The sequence below is a fragment of the Rahnella inusitata genome (genome assembly GCF_003263515.1).
Taxonomy (GTDB): domain Bacteria; phylum Pseudomonadota; class Gammaproteobacteria; order Enterobacterales; family Enterobacteriaceae; genus Rahnella; species Rahnella inusitata.
This window is the reverse complement of record NZ_JYDE01000031.1, coordinates 1-11798: the sequence shown is the minus strand read 5'-3', so window position 1 is coordinate 11798 and position 11798 is coordinate 1. Positions and strand designations below refer to the sequence as shown.

Annotated in this window: 12 protein-coding genes; 9 read left to right on the top strand and 3 right to left on the bottom strand. The window is 55.4% G+C overall.

From position 1 onward, the window contains the following. Nucleotides 1-106: 106 nt before the first annotated feature. Entirely contained in the window at nucleotides 107-1552 is a 1446-nt protein-coding gene (gene tldD, locus TU92_RS17040) for a metalloprotease TldD (RefSeq protein ID WP_112168381.1), read from the top strand. A gap of 78 nt (nucleotides 1553-1630) precedes the next feature. Here tldD and aaeR read toward each other — a convergent pair whose 3' ends face one another. Then, entirely contained in the window at nucleotides 1631-2569 is a 939-nt protein-coding gene (aaeR, locus tag TU92_RS17035) for an HTH-type transcriptional activator AaeR (protein ID WP_112168380.1), read from the bottom strand. 281 nt (nucleotides 2570-2850) lie between these two features. Between aaeR and aaeX the strand changes: the two genes are divergently transcribed. Genes aaeX through aaeB form a run of 3 tightly spaced genes read left to right on the top strand, consistent with a single transcriptional unit; the run spans nucleotide 2851 to nucleotide 5965 of the window. Continuing rightward, the gene (gene aaeX, locus TU92_RS17030) at nucleotides 2851-3054 is read left to right on the top strand and encodes a p-hydroxybenzoic acid efflux pump operon protein AaeX (RefSeq protein ID WP_015698919.1); all 204 of its coding nucleotides are present in this window, start codon (nucleotides 2851-2853) and stop codon (nucleotides 3052-3054) included. A gap of 7 nt (nucleotides 3055-3061) precedes the next feature. Beyond that, nucleotides 3062-3997: a p-hydroxybenzoic acid efflux pump subunit AaeA gene (aaeA, locus tag TU92_RS17025; protein WP_112168379.1), complete on the top strand. Its 936-nt coding sequence runs from the start codon at nucleotides 3062-3064 to the stop codon at nucleotides 3995-3997. 9 nt (nucleotides 3998-4006) lie between these two features. Continuing rightward, nucleotides 4007-5965, top strand: a complete 1959-nt coding sequence (aaeB, locus tag TU92_RS17020; protein ID WP_112168378.1) for a p-hydroxybenzoic acid efflux pump subunit AaeB — start codon at nucleotides 4007-4009, stop codon at nucleotides 5963-5965. A gap of 53 nt (nucleotides 5966-6018) precedes the next feature. On the opposite strand, the gene TU92_RS17015 is transcribed toward aaeB, so the two are convergent. After that, entirely contained in the window at nucleotides 6019-6600 is a 582-nt protein-coding gene (locus TU92_RS17015; RefSeq protein ID WP_112168377.1) for a maltose acetyltransferase domain-containing protein, read from the bottom strand. A 182-nt stretch (nucleotides 6601-6782) separates the two neighbouring features. On the opposite strand from TU92_RS17015, the gene TU92_RS17010 reads away from it, so the two are divergent. From TU92_RS17010 to TU92_RS17000, 3 genes are all read left to right on the top strand, one after another. Continuing rightward, on the top strand, nucleotides 6783-8243 hold the full coding sequence (locus TU92_RS17010; RefSeq protein WP_112168376.1) for an NAD-dependent succinate-semialdehyde dehydrogenase: 1461 nt from the start codon (nucleotides 6783-6785) through the stop codon (nucleotides 8241-8243). Between the two features lie 77 nt (nucleotides 8244-8320). Then, on the top strand, nucleotides 8321-8770 hold the full coding sequence (locus TU92_RS17005; protein WP_112168375.1) for a ribonuclease domain-containing protein: 450 nt from the start codon (nucleotides 8321-8323) through the stop codon (nucleotides 8768-8770). Between the two features lie 5 nt (nucleotides 8771-8775). Further along, entirely contained in the window at nucleotides 8776-9069 is a 294-nt protein-coding gene (locus tag TU92_RS17000) for a barstar family protein (RefSeq protein WP_112168374.1), read from the top strand. Between the two features lie 35 nt (nucleotides 9070-9104). On the opposite strand, the gene yjgA is transcribed toward TU92_RS17000, so the two are convergent. Then, nucleotides 9105-9656 carry a ribosome biogenesis factor YjgA gene (gene yjgA, locus TU92_RS16995; protein ID WP_112168373.1) on the bottom strand — a complete coding sequence of 184 codons (552 nt, stop codon included), beginning with the start codon at nucleotides 9654-9656 and terminating at the stop codon, nucleotides 9105-9107. A 217-nt stretch (nucleotides 9657-9873) separates the two neighbouring features. Between yjgA and pmbA the strand changes: the two genes are divergently transcribed. Together pmbA and cybC are read left to right on the top strand one after the other, a co-directional pair. Beyond that, nucleotides 9874-11214 carry a metalloprotease PmbA gene (gene pmbA / locus TU92_RS16990; protein WP_112168372.1) on the top strand — a complete coding sequence of 447 codons (1341 nt, stop codon included), beginning with the start codon at nucleotides 9874-9876 and terminating at the stop codon, nucleotides 11212-11214. Nucleotides 11215-11381: 167 nt separating this feature from the next. After that, nucleotides 11382-11768, top strand: a complete 387-nt coding sequence (cybC, locus tag TU92_RS16985) for a cytochrome b562 (protein WP_112168371.1) — start codon at nucleotides 11382-11384, stop codon at nucleotides 11766-11768. Nucleotides 11769-11798 lie beyond the last annotated feature (30 nt).

Sequence of the window (11798 nt, the reverse complement as noted above, 5' to 3'; positions counted from 1 at the left end):
CTGTGTTAGGCTGTTAATAACCCTGTAACAATGGATTGTCCGGTGGACTGAGGTCATCTCTGCACCTCAGCACGCCGGATTTTCGTCTAAAAGAGAGTGAACATCTATGAGTCTGGCCTTAGTCAGTGAGCAGTTACTAACTGCCAATAATCTGAGTCATCAGGATCTGTTTTCCGTTTTGGGCCAGTTGTCAGAACGTCGTCTCGATTACGCCGATCTCTTTTTCCAGTCCAGCTTCCATGAAGCCTGGGTAATCGAAGACAGCATCATCAAAGATGGGTCTTACAATATCGATCAGGGCGTCGGCGTGCGCGCCATCAGCGGCGAGAAAACCGGTTTTGCCTACGCCGATCAGATAACACTGAATGCGCTGAACCAAAGCGCCACGGCGGCGCGCAGTATTGTCCGCGAACAGGGCAACGGAAAAACGCGAACGCTGGGCGAAGTGGCCTACAAATCTATGTACTCTGCGCTGGATCCGCTGCAAAGCCTGTCGCGCGAAGCGAAAATTGACCTTCTGCATCGCGTGGACAAAATTGCCCGCGCGGCCGATAAGCGCGTGCAGGAAGTCAGCGCCAGCATCACCGGCGTCTATGAAACCGTACTGGTCGCAGCGACAGACGGCACGCTGGCGGCGGATATCCGTCCGCTGGTGCGTCTGTCCGTCAGCGTACTGGTCGAGCATGATGGTCGCCGTGAGCGCGGCTCCAGCGGTGGCGGTGCGCGCGTCGGGTATGATTACTTCCTCGAAACTGTGAACGGTGAAGTGCGCGCCGAAGCTTTTGCACGTGACGCCGTGCGTATGGCGCTGCTGAACCTGACGGCGGTTGCTGCACCGGCTGGCGGTATGCCGGTGGTACTGGGCGCGGGCTGGCCGGGCGTTTTATTGCACGAAGCGGTGGGTCACGGGCTGGAAGGCGATTTCAACCGTCGCGGTACGTCGGTCTTTAGCGGTCAGATGGGCAAACTGGTGGCATCTGAACTGTGTACCGTGGTCGATGACGGTACGATGCACGGCCTGCGCGGCTCGCTGGCGATTGATGATGAAGGCGTGCCGGGCCAGTACAACGTGCTGATCGAAAACGGTGTGCTGAAAGGCTACATGCAGGACAAACTGAATGCGCGCCTGATGGGCGTTGCGCCGACCGGTAATGGCCGTCGTGAATCTTATGCGCATCTGCCTATGCCGCGTATGACCAACACCTACCTGCTGGGGGGAACATCCACGCCGGAAGACATCATCAGCAGCGTCGAATATGGTCTGTATGCACCGAACTTCGGCGGCGGTCAGGTGGACATCACCTCCGGCAAATTCGTGTTCTCCACGTCCGAAGCCTATTTGATTGAAAAGGGTCGCATCACCAAACCCGTTAAGGGCGCGACGCTTATCGGTTCCGGTATCGAAGCGATGCAGCAGATTTCGATGGTCGGTAACGATCTGGCGCTCGATAAAGGTGTCGGTGTATGCGGCAAAGAAGGCCAGAGCCTGCCGGTCGGCGTCGGCCAGCCGACCCTCAAGCTGGATAATCTGACGGTGGGTGGCACGGCGTAATCTCTACTCTTTTTGTTTTTATCCCTCCCCTTTGATAAGGGGAGGTTAGGTGGGATTTTGGTGTGTTTTTTCCAGACATCACTCCCACGGCATCCCCTTCTTCCCCTGCCGGTAGCCCTGATATACCTTGCCGACCTGTTTGAAGTAATCCGTCAGATAGTTAATGCAGACCTGCACTTTCAGCGGCAGTTTGTCTTTTTCGGTGTACAGCGCGTAAACCGGGCGCGGATCCGACTGATAGCTGCGAAACAGAATCTCCACGTCTCCGGCGTTAATCTCTTCGATAATCCACATCAGCGGTACGTAGGCGATGCCGACGCCTGCTTTCAGCCAGCGGATCATCGTCTGCGAATCGTTGGTGACGAAGCGTCCCTGCGGATTGATACGGGTGGTGATACCTTCGGGGGCGATGAGTTCAAATTCACTGTCCGGACGGACGCTGTACTCCAGCCATGAGAAATTCACCATGTCCGCCGGTTTTTCCGGCGTGCCGTGCTGAGCCAGATAACTGCGGGCGGCGCACACCACCATCGGCATCGAACCGAGTCGCGTGGAGAACAGACTCGAGTCCTGTAACGCCCCGACGCGGATGACTACGTCTAAGCCGTCGGCGATCAGATCCGGCGCCGGGATGCCGGTGACCAGATTGACGGTCAGGCCGGGGTATTCACTGAGCATTTCGGCGGTCATCGCAGCAAGAACATTTTGTGCCATTGTTGATGAGCTGCCGATGCGTAACGTCCCGGTGGGTGTGTTGTTGAAGGCGTATAATTGCTCATGCACTTCACGCACGTCATGAAGCATTTTCCGGCAGCCCTGATAATAAATTTTTCCGGCTTCGGTCAGGCCGATACTGCGGGTGCTTCGGTTTAATAATTTGATTTGTAACTCATTTTCAAGCTTTGAGATCGTCTGGCTGATGGCGGAAACGCTCATATCAAGGCGTCGCGCCGCGGCGGTAAATGAGCCGCTCTCCACAACCTGAGCGAAAATTGACATGCGTTTTAATCGGTCCATTGTTAACTCTGGCTTAAAAGTGATTTAGATCACATAACGTTGATCCCTTGATAATAAGCAGGCTAATATACCCTTCCGGGCGATAAACCTCAGGTTTCAGTTATCCTGATTACTTACCTTCGCACACTTCCCTGGCAACCCCACAGTTTCCATCTCTGCCTCCCGTGAATTATTTCTCCGGGTTTGTGAGCTGTTGCCTAAAATAATGAATAATGTGCGCGCGGGATTAACCAGCATTTCTGCCGTCATACTGCCCGTCGTCATAATGTAAGGAATTTTTGATGAGTTTGCTTCCGGTAATGGTGATTTTCGGATTGTCGTTTCCCCCGGTGTTCTTTGAAATACTGCTGGCGCTGGTGGTGTTTTTCCTGCTGCGGCGCGTTTTGCAGCCTACGGGAATTTACGACTTTGTCTGGCACCCGGCGTTGTTCAACACAGCTTTGTACTGCTGTCTTTTCTACCTGATCTCCTGCATGTTCGTCTGAGGGCGTTGTGAAAAATTTCTCTATAAAAATAATACGTTATCTAATTACGCTGATTCTTGTCGTTCTGGCTGTCATCGCAATCTTCAAAGCCTGGGCGTTCTACACTGAATCACCGTGGACCCGTGATGCCAAATTTACCGCTGACGTGGTATCCATCGCACCCGACGTCACCGGTCTTATCACCGATGTGCCGGTCATTGATAACCAGCTGGTGAAGAAGGGGCAAGTGCTGTTCAAAATCGATCAGCCGCGTTATCAGCAGGCGCTGGACGAAGCGAGTGCTGACGTCGCGTACTATCAGGCGCTGGCCGCTGAGAAAAAACGCGAAGCCGGACGTCGTGTGAAACTGGGTGTGCAGGCGATGTCGCAGGAAGAGATCGACCAGGCGAACAACGTGCTGCAAACTGCACAACATCAGCTGGCGAAAGCCCAGGCTGCGCGCGATCTGGCGGTGCTTGATCTCCAGCGCACCGTGGTTGTTGCCCCTGCCGATGGTTGGGTGACTAACCTCACCGTGCATCCGGGTAACTACATCAACCGCGGCTCGACCGCCGTCGCGCTGGTGAAGAAAAACTCCTTCTATATTCTTGCCTATCTGGAAGAAACGAAACTGTCCGGCCTGAGCAAAGGTGACCGCGTGGAAATCACGCCGCTTGGCAGCAATCGCATCATGCACGGCACGGTCGACAGCGTGGCGGCCGCGGTAACCAACAGTTCATCCTCTGCGGCAACCAACGGGCTGGCGACTATCGACAGCAACCTCGAATGGGTACGTCTGGCGCAGCGTGTGCCGGTCAAAATTGTCCTTGATGATGCCGATCAGCTGCATCCGTATCCGGCAGGCACTACGGCGACCGTTGTTATTACCGGCAGTCACGATCGTAAGCAAACTGACGGCTCGCCGTTCCGTCGTCTGTTACACCGCCTGAGAGAATTTGGCTAAGGCCGGAAGATGAATAGCGTACTTATTCCCCGTGTCCGTTTTGCGTTTAAGCTGACGTTCGCGATCCTCGGCGCGCTGGTGCTCGGGTTCTATCTGCAACTCGAAACCCCGCGCTGGTCGGCCATGACCGCCGCCATCGTGACCTCCGGCCCTGCGCTGGCGGCCGGTGGCGAGCCGTTTGCCGGTGCCATCCGCCACCGTGGTTTTCTGCGCGTTATCGGCACTTTTATCGGCTGTCTGGCCGCACTGGTGATCGTGATCGCCACGGCGCGCGCACCGGTGGTGATGCTGCTCCTGTGCTGTATCTGGGCGGGCGTCTGCACCTGGTGGTCTTCGCTGGTTCGCGTCGAAAACTCCTATGCGCTCGGTCTGGCCGGTTACACCGCGCTGATTATCGTCGTCACGTCCGCCGCCACGCCGCTGCAAACGCCGCAGTTTGCGGTAGAGCGTTGCAGTGAAATCGTCCTCGGGATTTGTTGTGCGATCGTCGCTGATCTGTTGTTTTCTCCCCGTTCTATCAAAAAAGATATCGACCGCGCCGTCAGTCAGCTGTTGCTCGATCAGTTCGCGCTGATGCGGATTTGCGTGAACAACGCGTCAAAGGAAGATATTGATAAATCGTGGAATAATCTGGTGAAAAGCACCACGGCGCTCAACGGCATGCGCAGCAGTCTGATGATGGAATCATCACGCTGGCAGCGCTGCAACCGGCGTCTGAAAGCGCTGCACAGCACCTCGCTGAGCATGATTACGCAGGCCTGCGAAACCTATCTGATCCTGCAAAACACGCCGGAAAGATTGTCTCCGGAATTGAAGGCGATGTTCGATGAACCCGCGGAAACCATCGCGGATGTACACCGCCGGCTGAAACTGCTGCGCCAGACCATTACCGGTTCGCACAGTGATAACGTCCTGATGACCATCAGCGCCTGGGCCGGAGCGGCTACCCGTGCGCTGTTGCTGATGAAAGGCGTTCACACTAATAGCAGCATCAGCAGTATTGAAAGCAGCGTGCTGGACAGCGAAGTGGTGGTGCGACCTGCTTCGGCGGAGCGCCATCATGCGCTGATTAACGGCCTGCGCACCTTTACCGCGACCGCCATCGGCTGCCTGATGTGGCTGTGGACCGGCTGGACGTCGGGCAGCGGCTGCGTGGTGATTATCGCCGTCGTGACCTCGCTGGCGATGCGCACGCCTAACCCGAAAGGCATGGCGATGGACTTTATCGTCGGTATGCTGCTGGCGATCCCGGTGGGGTCGATGATGTTTATGCTGATCATGCCCGCGACGCAGCAAAGCCTGTTCCTGCTGTGTCTGTCTCTGGGGATTTTCACCTTCTTCATCGGTATTGAAGTGACCAAGCGCCGCCTCGGTATGCTTGGGCTGCTGGCGGGGACCATCAATATTCTGGTTCTGAGTAACCCGATGAAATTCAACGTGACGTCGTTTCTGGATAACGTCACCGGTCAGGCGATCGGTACGGTGATTGCAATGGTGGTGCTGCTGGTGGTGCGTGATAAATCGCGGGAGAAAACGGGCCGCACGCTGCTTAACCGCTTTATGAGCAGCGCCGTTTCCGCGCTGACCACCAAAGCCTATCGCCGCCGCGAGAACCATCTGCCTGCGTTATACCATCAGTTGAATCAGCTGCTGGTGATGTTCCCGAACGACATCGGTAAATACCGCCTGGCGCTGATGCTGATAATCGCGCATCAGCGGATGAAGCTGGCGGAAGTGCCGGTGAACGACGAACTGTCGGCCTTCCATAAGAAAATCCGTAATACGGCTGACCACGTAGTGTCAGCCTCGGGCGAAGGAAAGCGGACGTATTATTATCAGCGCTTGCTGAGTGAGCTCGGGGAGTATCAGGAAAAACTGGTGGAATACGACGCGCCGCTGAAAGTCACCGAACCGGTGCGGCGCCTGACCGACATGCTGCACCGTTATCAGCATTCGTTCGTCGCCTGAGTCAATCAAAAGCAGGGCCGATGCTGAAAAGCACCGGCCTTTTTCGTTCTCTTTTACGTCGGGAAGGCTTCGCGATCTTGCGGCCCGATGACCCGCATAACGCGGCACGGGACGCCTGCCGCGACTACATTCGCCGGGATAGATTTTGTGACCACGCTGCCTGCGCCAATCACGCTGTTACGACCAATCGTTACGCCCGGATTCACCATTACGCCCGCACCCAGCCAGACGTTATCTTCAATCACAATTGGCAGGGAGAACTGTTGCCCGGTGATGCGGATTTCCGGATCGATGGGATGCCCGGCGGTGGCGAGGGTCACGTTCGGCGCAATCATCACGTTATCGCCGATGGTGACCGTGGCGTCATCTACCAGCGTGAGATTGAAGTTGGCATAGAAGTTCTTGCCGATGTGCGTATGCGTGCCGTAGGCCACGCGCAGCGGCGGTTCAATCCAGCCGTTCTCGCCGATGCTGCCCATCATGTCTTTCAGCATCCGCTGGCGCTTTTCCTCTTCCGAGGGGCGGGTGAGGTTGTAATCGTACACCCGTTCTTTCCCTGCGCGGCGCTCTTCCGGCAGCCCTTCGCCCATGTCCGTATACAGCTCGCCGATATTCATTTTTACGCGTGTCGACATCCCTTTTCCTTAATTATTAAGACCGTGATAACTCAGTTTACTCACCGGCTTTGCGGTTGTGAACGTGTGACATTCCACTTTGCGAGCTGTGTCTCTCAGTGCTGTCTGAGAGACGCTTCCTCCTGAGCCGCTATACTTATTTCTATTCACTGCTTTAAACGGCATACGTCAGGAGGATTTACATGTCTGCCCACTCTATGAAACTGTCCGAACATCCTTTATTTAAGACCGGTTATTTCACCGGCGGTAAATGGCATGAAGCCAAAACCACGTTTGATGTGCTGGATCCGGCCACCGGCGACGTGGTGGCAAAAGTCGCCAAAGCCGGGAAAGCGGAAACCGAAGCGGCGATCAAAGCGGCCAGCGATGCCTTCCCGGCGTGGCGCAAAACCACTGCCAAAGCACGTTCTGAAATTTTGCACCGCTGGTATGAGCTGATGCTGGAGAACAAACAGTTTCTCGGCGAGCTGATGGTGGCGGAGCAGGGCAAACCGCTGAAAGAGGCGCTGGGCGAAGTCGATTACGCCGCCAGCTATCTGCAATGGTTCAGCGAAGAAGCTAAGCGCGCGAACGGCGAAATTATTCCGCCAGCAAAGGCCGGTTCCCGCATTTTTGCCACCCGTGAACCCGTCGGCGTGGTCGCGGCAATCACACCGTGGAATTTCCCGCTGGCGATGCTGACCCGCAAACTCGGCCCGGCGCTGGCGGCGGGTTGTACCGGCCTCATCAAACCGGCCAATAACACGCCGCTTTCGGCCTTCGCGCTGTTACAGCTGGCAAAAGACGCCGGTGTGCCTGATGGTGTGATAAACGGCGTGGCCGGTGATACGCATGCTATCAGTGACGCCATCATGGCCAGCGACAAAGTGCGCAAAGTCTCCTTCACGGGGTCGACCGAAGTGGGCAAAACGCTGGTGCGTAACAGCGCCGACACCATGAAAAAAGTGTCGATGGAGCTCGGCGGCAACGCGCCGTATATCGTGTTTGACGATGCCGATCTCGAAGCCGCCGTCAAAGGCGCGATCACCTGTAAATTCCGTAACACCGGACAGGTCTGCGTGTGCATCAACCGCATCTACGTGCAGGACGGCGTTTACGATGCGTTCGTTTCCCGTCTGGTGGAAGAAGTCCGCAAGCTGAAAGTCGGCAACGGCATGGATGACGGCGTGATTGTCGGGCCGCTGATCGACATCAAAGGGCTGGAGAAAGTAGAAGATCACGTCAAAGATGCGCTGGAGAAAGGCGGACGACTGATGGAAGGCGGCGAGCGTCACAAGCTCGGCGGCAACTTCTTCCAGCCGACGGTGATTGCCGATGCCACCGACGATATGAAAGTCGCCCACGAAGAAACCTTTGGCCCGCTGGCGGCCTGTTTCCGTTTCAAAACGGAAGAGGAAGTTATTCAGCGCGCCAATGATACTCCGTTCGGGCTGGCAGCCTATTTCTACAGCCAGAACCTGCAACGCGTTTTCCGCGTCGCGGACGCGATTGAAAGCGGCATGATCGGCGTGAACGAATGCGCGATTTCCAACGAAGCCGCGCCGTTTGGTGGGGTGAAAGAGTCCGGTCTGGGGCGCGAAGGGTCGGTGCTGGGGCTGGAAGAGTATTTGCAGGTAAAAACGTTACATTTAGGAAATCTATAAGTCACCTTTTCAGAAAGCGGATTTTAGGAAACAATAAAGAGGAACACATCATTTCCGGCTATGCACAAAGGACGTCAATGAAGGTATTTAACGGGCTGCGTTCACGCACGCTGATGATGGTCGCCGCCGTGATTCTGGGGCTGTCCGGCGTCGCCGGGCAGGTTGTCGCGAAAACGACATACAACTCTGGCACCATCGTCTCGGGCACCGATGAGAAAACGGTAGTCAGCTATTTACGCCAGAATCACCGGTTGCCTGACAACTACATCACCAAGAAAAAAGCGCGGGAAGCGGGCTGGGATGCACGTTCCGGTAATCTTTGCGACGTGCTGCCGGGAAAAGCCATCGGCGGCGACCGTTTCTCGAACCGGGAAGGGCGTTTACCGACAGCGTACAAACGGGTCTGGCGTGAGGCGGATATCAACTATCGCTGCGGACGTCGCGGCGCTGACCGCGTGCTGTTCGCCAGCGACGGGCTGATTTATGTCAGCCGTGACCATTATCAGAATTTTGTTCGGGTGGAGTAATGTCGATGAATAAAGTGAGCTTCGATTTTAATCACATCCCGGATTTACCGGCATTCTATGCCGAGTTTGTCCGTCAGTTTGCACTGACAGAAAGCTTTGGCGCGAATCTGGATGCACTTTGGGATGAAGTCACGGGCGGTATTGCGCTGCCGGTGGAGATAGATTTTATCAATCTGACTGCCAGCCGTAAGCGGCGTTTCGGCGCACTGATTTTGCTGTTTGAAGAGGCAGAAGAAGAGCTGGAAGGCGAGTTGCGTCTGAACCTGCTGGAGAAACCTGTCGCGAAAGCGAAAGGCTGAAAACAAAAAACCCGCCTTTCAGCGGGTTTTGTTTTTTATTCCTGGGCCTGAGCCAGTTCGCGCAGATACTGGAAAATCTGGCGGTAAGATTTCGGCGGTTTGTTGGTCGCTTTCTCTTTCTGTGCGTTGCGGATTAATGCACGCAGCTGCTGGCGGTCGGCTTCCGGATATAACTCCAGCACCGTTGGCACCGCTTCATCGCCTTCTTCGACCAGACGGTCACGCAGCATTTCCAGTTTATGGAACAGCGAAACCTGCTGGTTGTGGCGGTTTTTGAGCTTGTCGAGCGCGGTTTCAATCGGCTCCACATCGCGCGAACGCAGCATTTTACCGATCAGCTGTAACTGGCGGCGACGGCCTTCTTTTTTGATTTTCTGAGCTAAATCGATGGCCGCACGCAGATCTTCATCCAGCGGCAGTTTATCGAGTGAGTTTTTACCCAGATCCACCATTTCTGCACCGAGATCTTTCAGCGCCTCGGCGTCACGTTTGATTTCACTTTTACTGACCCAGATGATCTCATCATCTTCTTCGTTCTCATTATTCTCGGGAACGTCATCGAGCCAGTCGTCAATTTTCTTTGTCATGGGCGCTTCCTCTTATCGAGGTAATCCTGTCAGTTTGATTGTGCTTTATTGCTTCGGCGGCATTATGCCACAGAGATGGCTATTCTGTTGCAACTTCGGTCTTAACAACGCCGCACGCCATGCGAAATTATGGCGAGTCTCTGTTAGACTCAAAAGTATAAGTATCTGTGTTTCAGTGTAGAACAATCCCTTTTATCTCATAAGCGATGGCATGCCGATGAACGTAGTGAATCAAGTTGCGCAGCAGCGTAAAACCCTCGAACAGGCCGTATCTCAGGCATTAGAACTGGCGAAAGCGGGTTCAGACGCCGCGGAAGTGGCGGTCAGCAAAACCACCGGTATCGGCGTCAGTACACGTTTTGGTGAAGTCGAGAACGTTGAATTCAACAGCGACGGCGCGCTGGGCATCACCGTTTACTATCAAAACCGCAAAGGCAGCGCGTCTTCCACAGATTTAAGCCCGGACGCGATTTCCCGCACCGTGCAGGCCGCGCTGGACATTGCCCGTTACACCTCGCCGGATCCCTTCGCAGGCGTTGCGGATAAAGAGATGCTGGCGTTCGACGCGCCGGATCTGGATTTATTCCATCCGGAAGAGCTGGATCCGGATCGCAGCATTGAGCTGGCGGCGCGCGCTGAACAGGCCGCGCTGAAAGCCGACAAACGCATCACTAACACCGAAGGCGGCAGCTTCAATAGCCATTACGGCATTCGCGTCTTTGGCAACAGCCACGGCATGCTGCAAAGTTATTGCTCGACGCGCCACTCGATCTCCGCCTCAGTCATCGCCGAGCACGAAGGCAACATGGAGCGCGATTACGCGTATTCCATTGCCCGTAAAATGAGCGATCTGAAAGACCCGGAATGGGTTGGCGCAGAGTGCGCACGCCGCACGTTGTCGCGTCTGGCACCGCGTAAATTACCGACCATGCACGCACCGGTGCTGTTCGCTGCCGAAGTGGCGACCGGCCTGTTCGGCCATCTGGTTGGTGCGATCAGCGGCGGCAGCATTTACCGTAAATCTTCCTTCCTGCTCGACAGCCTTGGCGAACAGATCCTGCCCGAGTGGCTGACCATCGAAGAACATCCGCACCTGTTGCAGGGGCTGGCCTCGACGCCGTTCGACAGCGAAGGTGTACGCACCCAGCGTCGTGACATCGTTAAAGCGGGCGTGCTGCAAACCTGGCTGATGACCTGCTATTCCGCGCGCAAACTCGGTCTGCAAACCACGGGGCACGCAGGCGGCATCCACAACTGGCGCATCGCCGGTCAGGGTGACGACTTCGCCGGCATGTTGCGTAAGCTGGACAAAGGTCTGGTGGTGACGGAACTGATGGGGCAGGGCGTCAGCGGCGTTACCGGCGACTACTCCCGCGGTGCGGCAGGTTTCTGGGTCGAGAACGGTGAAATCCAGTATCCGGTAAGTGAAATCACCATCGCCGGTAACCTGAAAGACATGTGGCGCGATATGGTCGCCATCGGCAGCGATATCGAAACCCGCAGCAACATCCAGTGTGGTTCTGTATTGCTCCCGTCGATGAAAATCGCCGGCGAATAATCTCCCGAAGCAGCGGTCGCCCGATCGCTGCTTACTTTTTTCCTCGCCTATCACGCCTCTTTACAAAAAAAGTCGTTCCACTTTGCCCCTTCTCAGCCTATTTTTATAAAGCCTTACAAGCAATGTCGTTTTAAATAACAAATTTATAACAATAGAGAGACTCCCTTATGCGTAAACATCTGATGGCGTTAGCCGTAGTGGCTTTATTAGGAAGCAGTACGGTCGCACTGGCGGCAGATTTAGAAACAGACATGGACACGATTGCCGATAACTACGGCAAAGTGTTGAAAACCAACGATCAGGCGGAACTGACCACCGGTCTGGCGAACATGAAAGCAGCAGCGGAAGATGCGAAGAAAGCGACCCCACCGAAGCTGAAAGGCAAAGCGCCGGACAGCCCTGAGATGAAGGACTACCACAAAGGGCTGGATACGCTGATTGGCCAGATCGATTCGGCTGCCGCTTTAGCTAAAGCGGGCAAAGTGGATGAAGCGAAGAAAGAAGCTGAAGGATTTAAGGCGACCAGGAATGAGAACCATAAGAAATTTAAGTAAATGATGCAGCCCTGGTCCTCCCCCTGCGAA